We start from the raw sequence: 20,172 nt of genomic DNA, 5'->3' as shown, positions 1-20,172 counted from the left end.
TATAAAAGCCCGCTGATGAGGGCTTTTATAGATTAGTTTTTTTAGCTGAGGTAGTCTCTAAGAAAGCCTGCTTGGCCAAATAGTTTTTCTCGGAATTCGGCTTCTAATTGTTCTGTTTGCATGTTTAACGGGTCAAAATTTTCTGCTCTAACATCCAGCATATCTACAAATGCTTTAGACAAAATTCCGACCCGATTGATTCCACCAAAACCTAAGTAAATACCATCCTTCAACTGTTTCAAAGTGAAGTTAATATCTTTTCTTTTTAAGATTTTTATCCAATATTTAAAAATAATAGGCGTGATGAGTTTTGCAACTCTAGCTAAAGCTACTTTTCTGTTTCTGCTAGAATTTCCTCCTATCGCATTTAGTACATCAAACGCGACCGATTTATGCTCAAGCTCTTCGAGGGCATGCCACTCCCACAGATTTCTGCTCTCTTGCGTGGTTTTTGCTTTAATTAACGAGTCTGTGAGTAATAGACGGGCAAGTGTGGCGGTATAGTGTTCCATCACGACTGTAGCAGCGACTTGTTCGACTGCTGAAAGTTGACGTAATTTATCCAAGCGTGCTTTGGTTTTGGCCTCAATTTCGACAACTTCAGGATAGTTCGAATGGATGAGGTGATTGTTTAGCGTTTTATGTTCGCGGCTATGGAAAGCTTCTTGAGCAATAAAGGCTTTTATATCTTCTAAAAGTTTTTCATCCTTAATTTGATTGCGAACGTTTCTAATGCTTTCTATAAAAAACATTTCACCAGCGGGAAACATCGCTGAAAGTACAACGAACAAGGAAGTAACAACAGGATTTTCCTCATAATAAAAAGAGTAACTTTTATGATGATCGTAAGTCAGTTCAACATTACGACGAAAAATTTTTTGATCCGATTTTAGAGCTGTATTCATTTTTTTAAACTCATCTTTATAAAATAATTGATCAAATTTTGATTTATACTAGAATTTATCAATGAATTTATACAGAAAAAAGACGGATTATTAGAAGGATAAATCATTATGGTAACTATAAGAAAACCAAAACAAAATAGAGCAATAAACACCTTTGAATCTATAGTTAGTGCCGGATTTATATCTGTTATGAAAAACGGCTTGGACCATACAACAGTACTTAAAGTGTGTGAGATAGCAGGCGTAGGATCGGGGAGTTTTTATGAGTACTTTAAAAATAAAGAAGCACTTTTTGTTGAGATGCAGCAGCACTTTATTGCAGAAATCTCAAAAGTTATTTATGGCGTGATTCCTGAAATTTTAGATTTAGAGATCCCTGAAGCAATCAGAACAATTTTTTTAAAAATTGGTGAGTTTTTGGCGAAAGATAATAATAAATATTTTTATTGGCTCAGTGTTTCTTCTAAATATAGTACTGAGGCAAGTCATGTAAAAGCCGTAAAAGCGATCAATGTCTTGGCCATTGAATATGCCATGAAGCATCCTGAAGTATTAAAAATAAAAAATTTAAAAATGATGGTTTATATTTTAATTCATTCAAGTATTGCTTTAACAATGAACTTTTTTACTTCTGAAAATATGGGTTTTACTTTTGAAGAGTTAGTGGACTGCTTAATTAATATTACGATGTCATACATAGAAGATGATAGAAATAAGGTCGCTTAATTTCCATTCGCCAATTTATGATTTTTAGCGCCTAAATGTATGCCAAATTAAAGGCTTCCATCTATTTATCATAAAACTAAAAATAGAATGAAAGCCTAAAATTTCAATTACAACTTAGAATGTATTTTGAATAATGACATCATCGTAAGGGAGTTTGCCCACACGTGGATAAGGTTCTGAAGCAGATTTACCAACCGCAATCATTAAACACACCACGTGATCTTCAGGTAAGTTAATGAGCTTTGCCATTGCATCAAAGTCAAAACCATCCATTGGACAGCTATCTAAACCATGCTCTTGAGCAAGTAACATAAGGGTTTGAGCAAAGATACCCGCACTACGCATCACTTCGTCACGTTGGGTTTGTGGGCGGTCACGGTAATACTGGTCGATTGCACCAACCATAATATCTTGAACTTCTGGAGAAGCTCCATCCCATACACGTTTAGCGTCAACTTCCCATGTATTTACTTTGGCACATAACACAATCAGTAATGATGACTCTGTTACTTGTGGTTGGTCCCAAGCAATCGCGCGAATTTTTTGTCTTAACTCTGCATCTTCAACAATGACCGGACGCCAATGCTGCAAGTTAAAAGCGCTTGGTGCATTTGCTAAAACTTCTTGCAATAACTGCTTCTTGTCATTTTCAGAGAGTTGAAAAGCAGGGTCGAAGCGTTTAACTGCACGGCGTTTGCGGAGAGCATCAATAACATTCATAAGATTTTCCTACTTGAGAGTTGGGTAGCCGTAGTCGTTAGTTTTTATAACGTTGGGCTACTTCAGCCGAAGAGAAGTTTGGTAATAATGTCATACGCGATTTTTCAAAATTATTCCATTGATTTTCATCTTTCAGCACAGGAATTGTAATTGTTTCTTTACGATCAAAACCAATCAGGGCTGCATCGACCAAATCATTGACATCCATTAATGGCGGAACTTGGCTTAAATCTATACCTGAACGTTCCCAAATTTCGGTTTTAGTGGCAGAAGGCAATACCGCTTGAACGTGTACCCCATGATCTTTTAGCTCTAAATGTAAGCCTTGGCTAAAAAATTGGATGAAAGATTTACTTGCGCCATAAATGGTAGAACCAAATTCAGGTGCTAAGCCAAGCACAGAGCCTAAATTAATAATGGCGCCTTTACCTTTACGTATAAGGGATTGCGACATTGCATGAGACAACCGCACCACCGCAGTCATATTTAAAGTCAAAAGTTTTTCAATCTCATTACGATCTTGAGTTAAAAAGTTTCCGTTCAGGGCAATCCCAGCATTATTTACCAAAATTTCAATATCAGCATCGTGTTTGAGTACATCTTCAATTTTGCGAATGTCTTGATCATTTGATAAATCGGCTTGAATAAACTCGACCTGTACGCCGTATTTTTCTTGAAGATCTTTTGAAATTTTATCTAAACGGTTGGTGTCTCGTGCCACCAAGATTAAGTGATAGCCACGTTGAGCAAATCGATCTGCATAAACAGAACCAATTCCTGACGAAGCCCCTGTAATAAGTACTTTTGATTGAGCTGACATGTGATGTCTCCACGCTTTAATTTTTAGATGATGATCATAATCTAAAATATGTAGGTTTTGATGTCAATCATAATCAATGTATAATGATGACGAGTAGGGTAAATAAAAGTGAGCGCACCAACATGAAAGTCAGTAAAACTCAGGTAAAAGAAAACCGAGATAAAATTGTTGAAAAAGCGACTCAACTGTTCCGTAGTAAAGGCTACGACGGGGTGGGCATTGCCGAATTAATGTCTAGCGCAGGCTTTACTCATGGTGGGTTTTATAAACATTTCAGCTCGAAAACAGACCTTGTTACTATTACTGCCAAACATGGTCTTGAGCAGGTTTTAAAAAGAATAGAAGGTTTAAACTTAACCCAATTTATTCAAATGTATGTGTCTCGTACACATCGGGACAACCGTGATCAGGGCTGTACCTTAACAGTGCTATCTTGTGATGCCGCAAGACAGCCCGACGAAGTAAAAGTCGAGTTTGAAGAGGGCATTGAGCAGCTTATTGAGTTCATTATGAATGAACGCGCAAAACAAGTTTCTTTAGAAACAGAAGAGCTGAGAAAGCAAGCTATTAATATTCTTGCTCAGTCAGTAGGGGCAATTGCATTGTCACGTGCATGCCCAGACCAATCAAACCTTAGCGATGAAATCTTGGAGAGCTGTAGAGAGAGTCTTTTAAAATTAGCCGATTAGGCTTTTTTATCATTTAAGCTGGTTTGGCTAAACTGAATTAATCTCGCTATATCGACTGTTCGCTCATAAATGAGTTCTGCTGCATGTTCGCAGGCGTGTTCTAGGGTAATGGGACCATTGGCTAGTGAAAAAGCAGCGCTTACACCGTGCTCATAAAGTGCTTGGTAGTCTTCACCTAAAGTCCCTGCAATCACAATGACCGGAACATTGTGGGCTTTGGCAATTTGGCTTACCCCAAAAACGGTTTTACCGCTTAAGGTTTGTTGGTCAAATTTACCTTCACCCGTAATTACCCAATCTGCGTTAGAGATTTTATGCTCAAGCTGATTCAGTTCAGCCACAACTTTAACTCCAGCTTTAAAGTCTGCATTTAAATAACTTTTGGCGGCAAAGCCCAAACCACCAGCAGCCCCAGAACCCGCTTCATCTCGTTTGTCGAAACCTAAAAGCTCAGCAGAGACATCGGCAAAATGGGCAAGGGCTGCATCGAGTAACTGGACTTGAGCAGGAGAGGCCCCTTTTTGTGGGCCAAAAATATGTGATGCGCCGTTTGGACCGCAAAGTGGATTGGTTACATCGGCAGCCAATAAAAACCGTGTGTGCTGAATACGTGAGTCGAAATGTGTTAAATCAATTTTGGATAGGTGGCTAAGGGCAAGACTGCCCGCGGGTAAAACCTTTTGGTTAGCATCGAGTAAAACTGCACCTAAAGCACTAAGTAAGCCTGTGCCGCCATCATTGGTCGCACTACCGCCCACAGTTAAAATAATATCTTTTGCACCCGCGTCTAAGGCATTCAAAATAAGCTGGCCTGTGCCAAACGTTGTGCTGTGGCAGGCATCACGTTCAGACGGTGGAACTAACTGTATGCCACTCGCTTGAGCCATTTCAATCATGGCAATTTTTTGTTTTTCTAACCATCCCCATTTGGCCTGAACAGGCTGACCTAATGGCCCGACTACAGTTTTTTCACGCCATTGACCATCGCAGACTTCTAAAACAGCTTCAATGGTTCCTTCGCCGCCATCGGCCATTGGGCACAAAATCGTTTCTGCATGAGGAAATACCTCTTGCCACCCTTGGGCAATGGCTTGAGCTACCTTTAAAGCCGATAAGCTATCTTTAAATGAATCAGGGGCGATCACAACCTTCATAAATGCTCTAATGCAGATAAATTTTTAATTGTTTTATACTGCTTAATGCGAAAAAAACATAGATAAAGTCGTGTAAGTGTCAATTTTAAAAAGCTTTCAGTCTGTTAAAAATGAAACCCAATAATGTTTTTATCTGTAAAAGATAGAATTAATATCTGTTTAAATCATTGTTTTATGTATTTTTATGCAAATAACGTGGTTGGCTTGAATTATTGTAATTGTAAAGAATATGGCACATATTATAAGAACGGTTGAGCCGGCTTTTAGCATAGTGGCAATAATATAAAAAGTGGACTCTACTCATCGGTAAACAGCGGGTAGCTTTGATAAAACCATAATTAAATTGTGATTTCACTGAGCCTGTTGAGTGTAAAAAAGATAAGAGGATGAAAAAGTGGATAATTCAGAAGAACAAAAGCACATACAGGAAAATAACGGTTTTGCGCGAATTGAGCCATATACTCATCCTGCTGGCGGGTGGGGCGCACTGCTCAGTGTTGCTCGAAACTTAAAGCGACAAGATATTTTAGGTAAAGGTTCAATTACCTTACTCAACATTAACCAGCCTACAGGTTTTGACTGTCCCGGCTGTGCATGGCCAGAAAAGAAAGATGCTCACGCATTTAACTTCTGTGAAAATGGTGCAAAGGCGGTTGCCTTTGAAGCGACTAGTAAAACCGTCACTCCTGAATATTTTGCAGGTCATACCGTTAGTTGGCTATCAGAACAAAGTGACTTTTTTCTAGAAGACCTAGGCCGCTTAACAGACCCAGTTCGTTATGATGCTGCAACCGATAAATATGTGCCTATTTCATGGGACGATGCCTTTAAGCTCATCGCTCAACATTTACATGCGCTAGACCATCCAGACCAAGCGGCATTTTATACCTCTGGCCGTGCCAGTAACGAAGCTGCATTTTTATATCAATTGTTTGTACGAAGCTTTGGTACAAATAACTTTCCCGACTGCTCAAACATGTGCCATGAAACCACAAGTGTTGGTTTGCTCGACTCGATTGGTTTAGGAAAGGGCACAGTCACCCTAGAAGATTTTGATTTAGCCGACGCCATTTTTAGTTTTGGGCACAACCCGGGAACCAACCATCCACGTATGTTAGGTACTTTGCGTGAAGTGTCTAAACGCGGCGGCAACATTATTGCGATTAACCCTATTAAAGAGCGAGGTCTCGAACGTTTCCAAGATCCGCAAGCACCGCTTGAAATGATGACCAATGGCAGTACACCAATTAGCCGCTATTATTTCCAGCCTAAAATTGGCGGCGACTATGCACTGATGTTGGGTATTTTAAAGCACTTACATGAGTGGGATAAAAAGGCGCTTACCTCAGGCAAACCAAGCGTTTTTGACCGAAACTTTATTGCAGTCAATACTGTTGGTTTCGACGAAATGATTGCTGAGGTAGAAAGAACGGAGTGGGCAGATCTTTATAAGCACTCAGGTCTGTCGCCTGAACATTTGGAAAAACTGGCTAAACTCTTTTTAGAGTCAGAGCGTTCAATTTTCTGTTGGGGTATGGGGATTACCCAGCATCGTCACGGAACTGCTAACGTACATATGCTGGCAAATTTATTGTTGGCGCGTGGTCAAATTGGCAGACCGGGTGCAGGGCTTTGTCCGGTTCGTGGGCACAGTAACGTGCAAGGCGACCGCACTATGGGCATTAATGAACTCCCAAGCCCGAAACTTCTCGACAATATTGACCGTGTGTTCGGTATTAAATCACCAAGAAAAAATGGATATGGTGTGGTTGAAACCATTAAAGCCATGGCCGAAGGTGATATCAAAGTCTTTATTGGTTTGGGTGGAAACTTTGCCGTTGCAACACCTGACACCGCTTATACACAAGAAGCGCTTAGAAAATGTAATTTAACCGTACATGTGGCAACCAAGTTAAATCGTAGCCACTTGGTGTGTGGTAAAGATGCGCTTATTTTGCCATGTTTAAGCCGTACCGAAATTGATGAGCAGCTTCATGGCCCACAAGCCATTACAGTTGAAGACTCAATGAGTAATGTTCACTTGTCGGCAGGGCGTAATACTCCAATTTCTAAAAATATTTTGTCTGAACCCGATATTGTGGCAAGAATGGCTGAGGCCGTGCTGCCAGAGAGTCAGATTAAATGGAAATGGTACATTGAAAGCTATGACCGCATTCGTGACTCAATTGCCGATGTGTTTGATGAATTTCATGACTTTAATTTACGCGTTTATAAACCCGGCGGTTTCCATTTAGAACATCCAGCTAATCAGCACATCTGGAATACAAAGAGTGGTAAAGCGCAATTTCTGATTACGCCACTTGAAGAAGTCTATGCGGATAAAGAAAATCAGTACGCTGCCGCATATACCGAAAGTAAGGTTTATACCTTAATGACCACCCGATCTCACGACCAATACAACACCACTTTATATGGTCTGGATGACCGTTACCGTGGGGTGTTTGGTCAGCGCCGTGTGTTGTTTATGAACCAAGCCGATATTGATGAAGCAGGCTTTGAAGCAAATCAGTGGGTTGATATTGAAAGTGTTTTCTCGGATGGTGTGAAGCGCATTGTGCACAGCTTCCGTATTGTGCCGTACAACATTCCACGCGGCAGCTTAGCGGCTTACTATCCGGAAACCAATCCTTTGGTGGCCTTAAGTAGTCATGATAAATATGCCAAGATTCCGGCTTCTAAAAGTGTTCCTGTGATTTTACATCCCGGAAATGCACCAGAGCATTTTAACTTGGCAACAGCCGTTGACCCTGAAGATGCCAATAAGAAAGTCAGCAGTCTTTAAGTGAATCTGATTTTTTAAAATGAAATTTAAGCAAAAGGCGCTCTAAACAAGCGCCATTTTGAAGTAAAGGAAATAATTTTGACACCACATGCTTATGGGGTTGAAACATTGCCAGTACAGCGGTTTAACAAAACCGAATCTGAAAATGTCTTAGATCATATTGTGCAAGAGTACCCAATTGCCTTGGTATATAACGGTATTTCGCATGCGGTGATGATGGCGACACCGACCGATGTCGATTTATTTGCTAAAGGTTTTAGTCTCTCGGAAGGAATTTTAACCAGCTTAAAAGAGCTATATACCCTTGATGTGCATCAAAATGAACTAGGCATTACGGTGGAAATGACCATTTCATCGAGAGCATTTGCCGCCCTAAAGGAACATCGCCGTATGATGGTAGGCCGTACAGGCTGCGGTTTATGTGGAATTGAAAGCTTAGAGCAGTTTCAGTTAGACGTGCCAAAAATTACAACGCATGCATCAAAAATATGGCTTGAGCAAATTCCGAGTGCTATTTCCCATTTAAAAACTCAACAAGAAATTACTGCTTTAACGGGTGGGGCGCATGCCGCAGCGTGGGTAGTTGACGGTCAAATCGTGGCTTTATTTGAAGATGTGGGCCGCCATAATGCCTTAGACAAATTGCTCGGTTATTTAGCGCAAGAAAATTACGACACCAGTTTAGGTTTTGTGGTGATGACCAGTCGGGCAAGTTATGAACTGATACGAAAATGTGCTCAGCTCAATATTAGCTTGCTTGCTTCAATTTCAGCGCCTACCAGTATGGCCATTCAGTTAGCCAAGCAATCGGGCCTGACTTTGGCAAGCTTTTGTAGGGGCGATGGATTTGTTTTATATACGGAAATATAAAATATATCTTTTAATGTGAAGGAATTAGGGCTGGGTTCATTCGATATTCCTTTCACTTTTAAGCTAAGGTTAGTTTTTATAGATTATTATAAAATTCTAAAGGTTCAGAGTCTGTCCAAATGTCTTGGGTACAATCAATAAAAGAATGGGCAAAACGTCTAAAAAAACAAATTATTATGCTTTGGTTTGCCTCAAGGCATCCTCAAATGCCGTGGTTACCCAAAATTATTGCTGTGGTAGCGGTGGCTTATGCGTTTAGTCCAATTGACTTAATTCCAGACTTTATTCCTATTTTGGGCTTTATTGATGACGCGGTTATTTTACCCATACTCATTTGGTTAGCAGTTCGTTTTACGCCTCAGCAAGTCATTTTTGATGCTGAACAACAAGCTAAAGAATGGCTAGATGAACATGAAAAGCGGCCAAAAAACTATTTGGTTGCCGTACTTATTATTTTAATTTGGCTCACACTTGCCGTGATGGCTTACTTTTATTTTGGCGGTGGTTTGTAAGTGAACTGAGTCTTGAAACCCTGTACTAATTTAATACCCTTAACATTGTACTTTGCCACAACTCAAAGGATAATAACGTTTTTATAAGCTATGGGTTGCAGACCATGAAAATCGTCGCAGATGAAAATTTGGCGTTTACCGATTACTTTTTTTCAGAGTTTGGCGATATTCAACATAAAGCAGGGCGCACCTTAACGCATACAGACGTACAAGATGCTGAAGCTTTATTGGTCCGTTCAGTCACCGCAGTAAATGAAAGTTTAATTCAAAATACCGCCCTAAAATATGTGGGTAGTGCCACAATCGGGACCGATCATTTAGATATTCAAGCTTTAGAAAAGCATGGCATTACATGGGCCAATGCCGCAGGTTGTAATGCACAGGCGGTTGCTGAATATGTGATTACAGCTTTACTGCATTTAGATGCTAGCCTTTTAGAACAACAAGAAAAATTTACGCTAGGCATTGTGGGGCTTGGCAACGTGGGTAAGCGCTTGGCCTATATGGCTCAGTTGCTTGGTTGGAAAGTGATTGGCTTCGACCCCTATGTACAGTTAGATTCAATTGAAAATGTAAGCTTTCAAGCCTTGTTGCAACAAGCTAATGCAGTTTCAATTCACGTGCCGCTGACCAAAAAAGGCGAACATGCGACATATCATCTGTTTGACGAAAAAGCTTTTGCAGCGCTTCAACCGAACACAATTTTGATTAATAGTGCACGCGGTCCGGTCGTAAAAGAAGCCGCTTTAATCGAAGACATTCAACGTACCCAGCGTAAAGTGGTGCTCGATGTATTTGAGCATGAGCCAGTGATATCTGAAGAGCTTTTAAATATGTTGGCTTTGGCGACACCGCATATTGCAGGTTATAGCTTGGAAGGAAAAGCTCGTGGTACTCAAATGATTTATGAGGCGTTTTGTCAAAAATTTGGCTTTGATATCAATAAGCGTTTCGAAACCCAGTTGCCTGCATGTGAAGACTATTTTTCAGGACATGATTTAAAAGCAGTGTTAAAGCAAAAACTATCTCAAATTTATGATATTGCTCAAGATGATGCCAACATCCGTGCTTGTATTAAAGATGGCAAAGTAGAGCAAAAAGCATTTGATTTATTACGTAAGAATTATCCGCTGCGCCGTGAATGGGCAGCTCACGAGGGACCACAGGCATGAGTTTAAGTTATCAACCTACTTGTTCAATTGATGCTTTAAAGGCTCGTGCTAAGCTTTATACCCAAATTCGTCAGTTCTTTGCAGAACGTGGCGTCATGGAAGTTGAAACACCCGTAGTTTCACAAGCAGGTGTGACTGACGTACATTTAGCCTCGGTTCAGGCTTTGCGTCATATTAACGGCAAATTGCAAACACAATATTTACAGACTTCACCAGAGTTTGCCATGAAGCGTTTATTGGCGAGCGGTAGTGGGCCGATTTATCAAATCTGTAAGGTTTTTCGAGATGATGAACACGGGCGTAAACACAACAGTGAATTTACCATGCTTGAATGGTACCGTCCGGGTCTGGACTTAAAAGCGTTAATGCATGAAACAGCCGATTTATTACAAACCTGTTTGCAGCATCGTTTTGGCGAAGTTCGTCCATTTATTTTAAGTTATAAGCATGCTTTTCAGGACCGTTTAGATATTAACCCGTTGCAAGCGACTTTGAAGCAACTTAAAGACACAGCAAATCGTGTTGGGTTAAATCTCGACTTGGGCGACGACCGTTTGGCTTATATGGATTTGTTGTTTTCTCATTTTGTTGAACCAAGTTTAGGGTTTGATGCACCTGTCTTTTTAACTGACTTTCCTCCAGAAATGGCATCTTTGGCAAAAGTGAAAGTAGATGAAGATGGTGAAGAGGTCGCAGCGCGTTTTGAGGTTTATATCGAAGGCTTAGAGCTTGCCAATGCCTATGATGAATTGCTCGATTCAGACGTGTTGCGTTCTCGCTTTGAAGCAGATAATGCAGAGCGAGCTAAACAAGGACTTCATGTCATGCCATTAGATGAGCACTTGTTGGCTGCGTTACCTCATATGCCTGAATGTTCAGGGATCGCTTTAGGAGTTGATCGATTACTCATGGTTGCAACCAATCAACTTAAAATTGAAAAAGTCATCGCATTTCCAGCCGAAATTGCCTAAAAACAATGAAATAAAAAAGCCACAATAATGTGGCTTTTTTATTTAGAACTTATTTAAGTTAGGCTTGTTGAATACCTGCAACAACCCAATCTTGCTGTGAACCAACAGGTTTTACAAAGTGCCAGATTTCAGTAAATGGCTGTGGCAAGCTGTTTAAATCTTCACTTACTGTACCTGTGAAACGTACGCTCACAATGTATTGACCATTTTCAGTCGCACTGTCTACAACCATTGCATTTAAGTTACTAAACTCAGCAACGTCCTGATCTTGGTTCTCCATGATGTCGTTATACATAGAGTTGTAAAGTTCAGGGGTTAAGTAACGACGAATTTCTTCAATGTTACTTGCACTATTGATTGACTGAATGTGGTTAAAACGCTGACGGGCAACGCGTAAGAAAGAAGCAGGCTCACTACCATCTGGTAATTGGTTACCGCTATTCGTCGTTGCGCTACCAAAAGGAGCTTGTGTTGCTGCACCGCCACCTACAGATTGACCAAAAATATTGGTATTGTCACCTGTATTGGTTGGAGCTGCCGAGCGGCCAAATGGGTTTTGACCGCCATTGTTTGGTGCATAAGGGTTATTAGCTGCTAATTTTTTTTTTGATCCCAATTTACGGAATACAAAGAAAGCTACAGCGGCTGCAAGTAATACCCAAAGCCAGCCAGGAATACCACCTTTTTTCTCTTCTTGGGCTTGAACAGCTTGTTCATTACCCGGTTGAGTTACTTGGTGTTCAGCTGATGTTGATTTGTCATCTGCTAAAGCATTTGCTGCAACAGCACCTACGGCAGCACCAGCCACACCAGCGGCAACCATTGAACCAACACCCGGACCAGATCTCTGAGGTGCTGTAGTAGCAGGTTGTTGAACTGGAGTCACTTGACGAGGTTGTTGATAAGACTGGCTTGAAGTAGTAGAACGTGCCATACCGTGGCTTTTACCACCACCTGCACGTTTAGCTTCAGCAAGCGGAGAAATTGCTAAAGCAGCCATTAAAATACCGGTAATCAAGCCACGCTGGTGTACTTCCATAGGAAATTCCTGTTTAAAGTTAATTTGTAATAGTATTTATGCAGGTATTTACTCTAAATTTCAACCTTAAAAGTATGTTTTTTTATGTCAATTCATCACTAAGTTGCATCGCCTCAGTCAAGGCTTCATGCAGGCGGGCAACTGCAATCACTTGTACGCCCGGAATTGCTTTTTGCGGGGCGTTACCTCTTGGTAAGATGACGTATTTAAAGCCATGTTTTGCTGCTTCTTTTAAACGTTCCTGACCATTAGGTACAGGTCGGATTTCACCTGAAAGACCAACTTCACCAAAAACTGCAAGCTGCTGAGGTAAGGCTTTTGTTCGTAAACTCGAAGCACATGCAAGTAAAACAGCCAAGTCCGAACCTGTTTCGGTAATTTTTAAACCACCTACAATATTGACATACACGTCTTGTCCGGTGGTTTGTACACCACCATGACGATGCATAACAGCAAGCAGCATGTTTAAACGGTTTTGTTCAAGACCAAGTGCAACACGTCTTGGTTGTCCTTGAGCATCATCGACTAAAGCCTGAACTTCAACTAAAAGCGGGCGAGTTCCTTCACGGCTGATCATGACAATTGAACCGGGAATGGCTTCGTCATAACGACTTAAAAATATAGCAGAAGGGTTAGCCACTTCACGTAAGCCTTTATCGGTCATGCCAAATACACCAAGCTCATTGACTGCACCAAAACGGTTTTTCACTGCACGAATCATTCGATAACGTGAGTCTGATTGGCCTTCAAAGTAAAGTACGCAGTCCACCATGTGTTCTAAAACACGAGGACCTGCCAATGCACCTTCTTTGGTCACGTGACCAACAATAAATAGCGCTGTGCCACTATTTTTCGCATAACGGGTTAATAACGCAGCAGATTCACGAATTTGTGAAACCCCACCCGGCGCAGATTGAAGCGTTTCTGTGTAAAGCGTTTGGATAGAGTCCAAAATTGCGACAACAGGACGTTCTTGTTCTAAAACTTCACAAATGCGTTCGACACAAGTTTCAGCCATGACTTTTAACTGGTCTGTTGGTAGGTCAAGGCGTTGGGCACGTAAGGCAACCTGTGACAGCGATTCCTCACCCGTAATATAAAGCGCAGAACTTTTTGCACTTGCCATATGAGTTGCTGTTTGTAAAAGAATGGTCGATTTACCAATACCTGGGTCACCACCAATGAGTACTACAGAACCTGTCACCAAGCCACCACCAAGCACACGGTCAAATTCGCTAATGCCTGTTGGTAAACGGGTTTCATGAGAAACAGAGACTTTATTAAGCGTTGTAATATTGGCGACTTGACCCGCATAACCCCCAACTTTAGGACGTGCACGATGAGCAGTAGTAGGTTCTAGTTTGACTTCATTAAGACAATTCCATTCACCACACTCTGAACATTGACCTGCCCATTTTAGATGATCGGCACCACATTGCTCGCAACGGTAAACGGTTTTGACTTTGCTCATATTCGTCTTCAGTGAGATAACTTCATAATCATTAAAAGCAGAGTATAGCAAAAAGCCCAATAGAGAACTTAATCGATATGGAATACATTTTGCTTAAGCTTCGGTGAGCAAAATTAAAGAGTAAATGTCATGTTTTAAAAATAGAGAGATAACGTAGTAGTCAGTCAAATTTCGAGAAAGTATTAGAAGCTCGAGAGGGAATTGGTAGTTAAAAAGTTGATCAATTGATATGGCTTTTTAATTTAAAAATCAAAGTGGTTCAAGTCTTAATTTTAGACTGAAAAGTGCGTTGTATTGCTAGGTTCTTGTGCGTATTATCGGATTTAATTGTATGTATCTTGAAATTATCAGCAATACAGACAAAAATTGGTTAGCTGAAAAGTTGTCAAAAAATATACATTTAAAAGATACCTGCAAATGGTGCGATATCGTCTTTTTGATTTGATTTTAGCTAACGGACTAAAAAAATTACTGGAGTGTATTCATAAAATGTCGAATCAAAATCTGAGCGACCCTCATGAACAAGGTGAGCTCCATCGTAGTCTCTCTAATCGGCATTTACAGCTGATCGCGATTGGTGGTGCCATCGGTACCGGATTATTTATGGGTTCAGGTAAAACAATTAGTCTTGCCGGACCTTCTATCTTATTTATTTATATGATTATTGGTTTGATGGTGTTTTTTGTCATGCGTGCGCTTGGCGAACTTCTTCTGTCAAATTTAACCTATAAATCATTTATTGATTTTTCTACCGATTTAATTGGCCCATGGGCTGGTTACTTCGTGGGTTGGACCTACTGGTTGTGTTGGATCACGATTGGTATCGCCGATCTGTCTGCAATTATTTATTACTTACAGTTCTTCAATAATGGCTTACCTTTCTCGCCTGTTGAAGGCGCAATGATTAGTGTTGCCGCGATTGTGTTCATTATGGGATTGAACTTATTAACAGTTCGATTGTTTGGTGAATTAGAGTTCTGGTTTGCACTTATTAAAATCCTTGCGATTATTATTTTAATTGCAGTGGGTCTGTGGATGATCTTTACAGGCTTTACGTCTACTACAGGTGAAGTCGCTTCATTTACTCATCTTTGGGCAAATGGCGGTTTCTTCCCAACAGGTGTGCATGGCTTCTTGGCTGGTTTCCAGATTGCAATTTTTGCTTTCGTGGGTGTTGAACTTGTGGGAACAACAGCCGCGGAAACTAAAGACCCTGAGCGTAATTTGCCTAAAGCGATTAACTCAATTCCAATCCGTATCATTATTTTCTATGTATTGGCGCTACTCATTGTAATGTCAGTAACACCATGGAACAGAATTGATCCAGCGATCAGTCCATTTGTAAACCTGTTTAGTCAAGCAGGGGTAGCGGCAGCCGCGATTTTGATGAACTTGGTGGTATTGTCATCAGTCATGTCATCCATGAACAGTGGTGTATTCTCAACAAGTCGTATGTTGTTTGGTTTATCTCGTGAAGATCAGGGGCCAAAAGCTTTTGGTAAGCTTAACAGACGTGCAGTACCGGCAAATGCATTGTATTTCTCTGCTGCGTGTTTATTGTTAGGTGCAGCATTACAGTATTTTGTACCAAATACAGTTGAAGCATTTACGCTTGCAACAACACTTTCAACGATTCTCTTCATCTGCGTATGGTTGCTTATTATCTGGAGTTACATCCGTTATTACACCACGCGTCCTGAACTGCATGCCAAATCAACATTTAAATTGCCAGGTGGCTTATTTACATGTTGGATCACGATTATTTTCTTTATTGGTATGATTTACGTATTGTCTTTAGAGCCAGACACCTTTAAAGCGCTTAAAGTCAGCCCAATTTGGTTTGTTATTTTGATCATTGGTTATTTCTTCTTCTATAAACCACGTCATAAAAAATAATTAAATTTATTTGGTTATGATCAAACGCTGGCTGAAAAGCTGGCGTTTTTTATGCATATTGTTTTTCTATTCAAGTTTACTCTTTAGCCGCTTGCCTGATCACGGTATACTGCATCGAATTGTTTAAATCAGGTGCTCAGATGCGTCGTGTCATTTGCCTCATCAGTTTATTGAGCAGCAGTATTTTGCTTAGCGCTTGCGGTCAGTCAGGAGCATTGCAGCTACCTTCTGATCCAAATTATGACAAACGTGCAAAATACTTGCTCTATCGTAATAAAGAACAGAAACAAGTTGTGCAACAAGATGAACAGGCTGAACAGTCAGTCGAATCATCAGCCGCTCAACCACAAACTACATCACCTTAAGCTTTGAAATAAGGACACCTTCATGAGTTTCACCCGCATTAATGGAGTATTGCATGCAGAGCAATGTTCTCTAGAGCAGCTTGCGCAGCAATTTGGCACACCGTTATATGTTTATTCAAAAGCAGCTTTTGAAAAACATTATTTAGATATGGATCGTGCCTTTGACTTTATTGATCATCAAATCTGTTTTGCGGTGAAGTCGAACTCAAATATAGCTGTTCTTAATGTCTTGGCAAAACTTGGTGCGGGTTTTGACATTGTGTCTGGTGGTGAGCTAGCACGTGTTTTAAAAGCAGGTGGCGATGCTTCTAAAATTGTTTTTTCAGGTTTAGGTAAAACTGAAGCTGATATTGAAACGTCATTAAATGTAGGTATTGCCTGTTTTAATGTCGAGTCTTATGCAGAGTTGGACCGTATTCAAAAAGTAGCAGCTCGCCTAGGCAAAAAAGCGCCTATTTCTTTACGTGTAAATCCTGATGTCGATGCAAAAACGCATCCTTATATTTCAACAGGATTAAAAGAAAATAAATTTGGTATTCCAAGTGATGCAGTTTATGAAACTTATCAATATGCTGCATCTTTACCTAACCTTGAAATCGTAGGTATTGATTGCCACATTGGTTCACAGCTCACTGAAACTAAACCATTTGTTGATGCTTTAGACCGTGTCATTGTGATGATTGATGAGTTGAAAAAACTAGGCATTAATCTGAAACATATCGATATCGGTGGTGGTTTAGGGGTTTGTTATAAAGATGAAACACCACCAAGTGTTGAAGAATATGCAAACTCTATGAAGCCGGCTTTAGAAAAATTAGGCTTGAAAGTTTATATGGAGCCGGGTCGTAGCATCAGTGCAAATGCAGGTGTACTTTTAACCAAAGTTGATTTGCTTAAACCAACGACGCATCGTAACTTCGCGATTATTGATGCAGCAATGAATGATTTAATTCGTCCTGCTTTATATGAAGCTTGGATGGATATTCAACCTGTTGTACCACGTATAGATACCGAAGAAAAAACTTGGGATTTGGTTGGTGCAATTTGTGAGACAGGTGATTTCATTGGTAAAGACCGCTCACTCGCATTACAAGAAAATGACTTGTTGACTGTACTTGGTGCCGGGGCTTATGGTTTTGTCATGAGCTCAAATTACAACACGCGTGGCCGTGCAGCAGAAGTCATGGTATCAGGTGAAAAGAGCTATTTAATTCGTGAACGTGAAACGGTTGAGTCGCTTTGGGAAAAAGAACGTTTATTGCCTGAGGAGTAAATGAGATGTTATTAGAATTTACCAAAATGCATGGTTTAGGCAATGATTTCATGGTGGTTGATCTAATTAGCCAAAGAGCTTATTTAGATACTGCAACAATTCAACGTTTGGCAGACCGACACTTTGGTGTGGGGTTTGATCAGCTTTTAATTGTTGAACCACCAGACGTACCTGAAGCTGATTTTAAATACCGTATTTTCAATGCAGATGGTTCTGAGGTTGAGCAATGTGGTAATGGTGTGCGTTGTTTTGCCCGTTTTGTCCACGAACGTCATTTAACCAATAAAACCAACATTACCGTACAAACCAAAGCGGGTATTGTAAAGCCAGAGCTTGGGCAAAATGGTTGGGTGCGCGTAAATATGGGCTACCCAAAGTTTCTACCAAATGAAATTCCATTTGTGGCGGATGAACCTGAAGCTTTATATACCCTTGAGTTGGCAAATGACCAAAACATTAGTATTGATGTGGTCAACATGGGTAACCCACATGCGGTCACTATAGTTCCAGATGTACTAACCGCAGATGTAGCTGGTATTGGCCCGCAAGTTGAATCACATAAACGTTTCCCTGAGCGAGTTAATGCTGGTTTCATGCAAGTGATTGATGACAAACATGTTCGCTTACGTGTATTTGAACGTGGTGTGGGTGAAACACTTGCGTGTGGTACAGGAGCATGTGCTGCTGCGGTAAGTGGCATGCGCCGTGGTCTACTTGCGAACTCTGTAGAAGTTGAACTTGCTGGCGGTAAGCTACAAATTGAATGGCAAGAAGGCGATGTGGTCTGGATGACTGGTCCAACAACTCATGTATATGATGGACGTTTGGATTTACGTTATTTCCAAGGTTAATCGCATGGCCTAAATAGAAGCCTCTTTTCATCAGTTAAAGTGATAAAAGAGGCTTTCTTTTATATGTACAATATTTTTGATTTTATTACCTTTTACTCAACGCCAATTTCAAAGCAAATAGAACAAAAATACTGCCCGTAATTCGGTCCATATATTTTACAAACTTGGGTTGCTTTAGATAACGTGAAAGTGGCTGCATAGCCAGAATTAATAGACTTGACCATAACACGCCAATCACCACATGAATCATTACAAGCCCCATCACCCAAGTAACAGCCGATGCTTGCGCTGGAATGAACTGGGGAAGAAATGAAATATAAAAAATACCAACTTTTGGATTGAGTAAGTTGCCAAAGAAACCTTTAATAAACCAATTCTCCGAAGTAGAGCGATTTGAATGATTGTCTTGTATATCTGCGAGCTGACTACGAGGTTTTAAAATCATATTTAAACCCAGCCATGCTAAATAAGCGGCGCCCATCCATTTCAATATATTGAATGCTAAGTCGGATGCCATCAGTAGGGCACCTAAACCGCATGCCACGACAATTCCCCAAGCAATACAGCCAAGACTAATTCCTAGAGCTGCTTGAAACGCTTTAGATTTTCCTTCAAGTGTTGCAGTACGAATAATTAAAGTTGTATCTAAACCAGGGGTAAGGGTAAGTAAAGTAATGGCAATTAAATAAGGAATGAGTATGGCGGTCATGGTGTAAGGTCCAACGGATACTTGGTATAAATTGTAATATATAAGTTAGATTTATTATGCTGTGCGATATCAAATTTTCCTGATTAAATAGTTTTTGGTACACTCAAAAAAATGGGCAAATAAATGGAGAGCAATTTGGATTTTGCATTACAACTGCTCTCAATGTGGTTAAAAGAAAGAAAAATTCAAAACCAGTCTGAGCATACAATTACCGCTTATGAGCGAGATGTTAAAAGCTTCCTTGAATTTTGTGAGCTTAAAAAAGTTGATTTAAGAAATGTTGAAGCTTCAGATTTGCGTGAATATTTGGCTCAACGTGTTGAGCAAGATCAGTTAAGTTCAAGTAGCATGCAACGTCATCTTACTTCTATTCGTCAGTTTATGAAGTGGGCTGAACAGGGCAAATACCTAGAAATTAATCCTACTGACGATTTTAAATTGAAACGTCAGCCTAGACCTTTACCGGGCATGATTGACATAGAAACGGTTAATCAAATTTTAGATCAACCCATGCCTGAAAAACCAATTGATCAGCAGCTTTGGTTAAGAGATAAAGCCATGTTGGAACTACTGTACTCAAGTGGTTTACGGCTCGCTGAACTGCAAGGCTTAACGATTAAAGATATTGATTTTAATCGTCAACTCGTTCGTATTACAGGTAAAGGAAATAAAACCCGTATTGTACCGTTTGGGAAAAAGGCAAAAGAAAGCTTATTGAATTGGCTAAAAATTTATAATATCTGGAAAGGCCATTTTGACCAAAATGCTTCCGTTTTCATTTCACAGCGAGGCAGTGCATTAACTCCTAGGCAAATTGAAAAGCGTGTAAAACTTCAGGCACAAAGAGCGGGTGTAAATGTCGACTTACACCCACATTTACTTCGACATTGTTTTGCTAGCCATATGTTATCAAGTAGTGGTGATTTACGCTCAGTTCAAGAAATGTTAGGTCATAGCAATTTATCGACTACTCAAATTTATACACATATTGATTTTGATCATTTGGCCCAAGTGTACGATCAGGCCCATCCACGAGCCACCAAGCATTAAGCCGCTTTAGCTGGGTTAAAAAAGCAGAATGTAGAGATCATTTGTATTTTTTTACAAATTTGTTTAAAGGAAATCGATGAAATTACCCAATTGACCATTTTGATCTTTGCCTATTTTGTCGGCATATATAGTCTAAAAACTATAAATTTTGACTCATTTTTGAGAGTCTTATCCTT

Annotated in this window: 19 protein-coding genes; 12 read left to right on the top strand and 7 right to left on the bottom strand. The window is 40.2% G+C overall.

Annotated features, from left to right (window positions below; genetic code table 11):
- Nucleotides 1-41: 41 nt before the first annotated feature.
- A complete protein-coding gene (locus MKL36_RS10530; RefSeq protein WP_021511095.1) occupies nt 42-905 on the bottom strand; it encodes a metal-dependent hydrolase in 864 nt (287 codons plus the stop codon).
- Between the two features lie 108 nt (nt 906-1,013).
- Between MKL36_RS10530 and MKL36_RS10525 the strand changes: the two genes are divergently transcribed.
- Nucleotides 1,014-1,631, top strand: coding sequence for a TetR/AcrR family transcriptional regulator (locus tag MKL36_RS10525; protein ID WP_002156263.1), 618 nt, complete (start codon nt 1,014-1,016; stop codon nt 1,629-1,631).
- A 114-nt stretch (nt 1,632-1,745) separates the two neighbouring features.
- Here the strand turns inward: MKL36_RS10525 and MKL36_RS10520 are convergent, their stop codons facing one another.
- Together MKL36_RS10520 and MKL36_RS10515 are read right to left on the bottom strand one after the other, a co-directional pair.
- Nucleotides 1,746-2,351, bottom strand: a complete 606-nt coding sequence (locus tag MKL36_RS10520) for a nitroreductase family protein (RefSeq protein WP_021511094.1) — start codon at nt 2,349-2,351, stop codon at nt 1,746-1,748.
- A gap of 37 nt (nt 2,352-2,388) precedes the next feature.
- Nucleotides 2,389-3,171, bottom strand: a complete 783-nt coding sequence (locus MKL36_RS10515; RefSeq protein WP_021511093.1) for an SDR family NAD(P)-dependent oxidoreductase — start codon at nt 3,169-3,171, stop codon at nt 2,389-2,391.
- Nucleotides 3,172-3,293: 122 nt separating this feature from the next.
- Between MKL36_RS10515 and MKL36_RS10510 the strand changes: the two genes are divergently transcribed.
- Nucleotides 3,294-3,860 carry a TetR/AcrR family transcriptional regulator gene (locus MKL36_RS10510; RefSeq protein WP_021511092.1) on the top strand — a complete coding sequence of 189 codons (567 nt, stop codon included), beginning with the start codon at nt 3,294-3,296 and terminating at the stop codon, nt 3,858-3,860.
- Here MKL36_RS10510 and MKL36_RS10505 read toward each other — a convergent pair.
- On the bottom strand, nt 3,857-5,014 hold the full coding sequence (locus MKL36_RS10505) for a glycerate kinase (protein WP_021511091.1): 1,158 nt from the start codon (nt 5,012-5,014) through the stop codon (nt 3,857-3,859). The two genes, MKL36_RS10510 and MKL36_RS10505, sit on opposite strands and share 4 nt — an antisense overlap.
- Before the next feature lie 394 nt (nt 5,015-5,408).
- Between MKL36_RS10505 and MKL36_RS10500 the strand changes: the two genes are divergently transcribed.
- The 5 genes from MKL36_RS10500 (at nt 5,409) to epmA (ending at nt 11,342) form a co-directional block, all read left to right on the top strand.
- A complete protein-coding gene (locus MKL36_RS10500) occupies nt 5,409-7,817 on the top strand; it encodes an FdhF/YdeP family oxidoreductase (RefSeq protein WP_021511090.1) in 2,409 nt (802 codons plus the stop codon).
- Nucleotides 7,818-7,895: 78 nt separating this feature from the next.
- Entirely contained in the window at nt 7,896-8,687 is a 792-nt protein-coding gene (gene fdhD / locus MKL36_RS10495; RefSeq protein WP_000187643.1) for a formate dehydrogenase accessory sulfurtransferase FdhD, read from the top strand.
- 119 nt (nt 8,688-8,806) lie between these two features.
- Nucleotides 8,807-9,199: a YkvA family protein gene (locus MKL36_RS10490; protein ID WP_000119198.1), complete on the top strand. Its 393-nt coding sequence runs from the start codon at nt 8,807-8,809 to the stop codon at nt 9,197-9,199.
- A gap of 104 nt (nt 9,200-9,303) precedes the next feature.
- Nucleotides 9,304-10,371, top strand: coding sequence for a 4-phosphoerythronate dehydrogenase (locus tag MKL36_RS10485; protein WP_021511089.1), 1,068 nt, complete (start codon nt 9,304-9,306; stop codon nt 10,369-10,371).
- A complete protein-coding gene (epmA, locus tag MKL36_RS10480) occupies nt 10,368-11,342 on the top strand; it encodes an EF-P lysine aminoacylase EpmA (protein ID WP_021511088.1) in 975 nt (324 codons plus the stop codon). Before MKL36_RS10485 ends, epmA begins: the two co-directional genes overlap by 4 nt.
- A gap of 58 nt (nt 11,343-11,400) precedes the next feature.
- Here epmA and MKL36_RS10475 read toward each other — a convergent pair whose 3' ends face one another.
- Nucleotides 11,401-12,381 (bottom strand): Tim44 domain-containing protein, encoded by a 981-nt coding sequence (locus tag MKL36_RS10475; RefSeq protein ID WP_000451853.1) that lies wholly within the window; start codon nt 12,379-12,381, stop codon nt 11,401-11,403.
- Between the two features lie 82 nt (nt 12,382-12,463).
- The gene (radA, locus tag MKL36_RS10470; RefSeq protein ID WP_000048860.1) at nt 12,464-13,852 is read right to left on the bottom strand and encodes a DNA repair protein RadA; all 1,389 of its coding nucleotides are present in this window, start codon (nt 13,850-13,852) and stop codon (nt 12,464-12,466) included.
- A 489-nt stretch (nt 13,853-14,341) separates the two neighbouring features.
- On the opposite strand from radA, the gene MKL36_RS10465 reads away from it, so the two are divergent.
- The 4 genes from MKL36_RS10465 to dapF all read left to right on the top strand — a co-directional run bounded on the left by MKL36_RS10465 (nt 14,342) and on the right by dapF (nt 18,237).
- Nucleotides 14,342-15,748, top strand: coding sequence for an amino acid permease (locus MKL36_RS10465; protein ID WP_000070815.1), 1,407 nt, complete (start codon nt 14,342-14,344; stop codon nt 15,746-15,748).
- Nucleotides 15,749-15,888: 140 nt separating this feature from the next.
- Nucleotides 15,889-16,113 carry an LPS translocon maturation chaperone LptM gene (lptM, locus tag MKL36_RS10460; protein ID WP_001255198.1) on the top strand — a complete coding sequence of 75 codons (225 nt, stop codon included), beginning with the start codon at nt 15,889-15,891 and terminating at the stop codon, nt 16,111-16,113.
- Nucleotides 16,114-16,135: 22 nt separating this feature from the next.
- Nucleotides 16,136-17,386, top strand: a complete 1,251-nt coding sequence (gene lysA / locus MKL36_RS10455; protein ID WP_000011144.1) for a diaminopimelate decarboxylase — start codon at nt 16,136-16,138, stop codon at nt 17,384-17,386.
- A gap of 5 nt (nt 17,387-17,391) precedes the next feature.
- Nucleotides 17,392-18,237 carry a diaminopimelate epimerase gene (gene dapF / locus MKL36_RS10450; protein WP_000923480.1) on the top strand — a complete coding sequence of 282 codons (846 nt, stop codon included), beginning with the start codon at nt 17,392-17,394 and terminating at the stop codon, nt 18,235-18,237.
- An 85-nt stretch (nt 18,238-18,322) separates the two neighbouring features.
- Here the strand turns inward: dapF and MKL36_RS10445 are convergent, their stop codons facing one another.
- Nucleotides 18,323-18,946, bottom strand: a complete 624-nt coding sequence (locus tag MKL36_RS10445; RefSeq protein WP_000125206.1) for a LysE family translocator — start codon at nt 18,944-18,946, stop codon at nt 18,323-18,325.
- Nucleotides 18,947-19,108: 162 nt separating this feature from the next.
- Between MKL36_RS10445 and xerA the strand changes: the two genes are divergently transcribed.
- Complete coding sequence (gene xerA / locus MKL36_RS10440) at nt 19,109-19,996, top strand: site-specific tyrosine recombinase/integron integrase (protein WP_162564713.1); 888 nt, start codon at nt 19,109-19,111, stop codon at nt 19,994-19,996.
- Nucleotides 19,997-20,172: the final 176 nt, after the last annotated feature.

It is taken from the genome of Acinetobacter sp. AOR12_HL, from assembly GCF_027855275.1.
Classification (GTDB): domain Bacteria; phylum Pseudomonadota; class Gammaproteobacteria; order Pseudomonadales; family Moraxellaceae; genus Acinetobacter; species Acinetobacter baumannii.
Note: the sequence above shows the minus strand (reverse complement) of the source record. Positions and strands in the feature narration are given on the sequence as shown.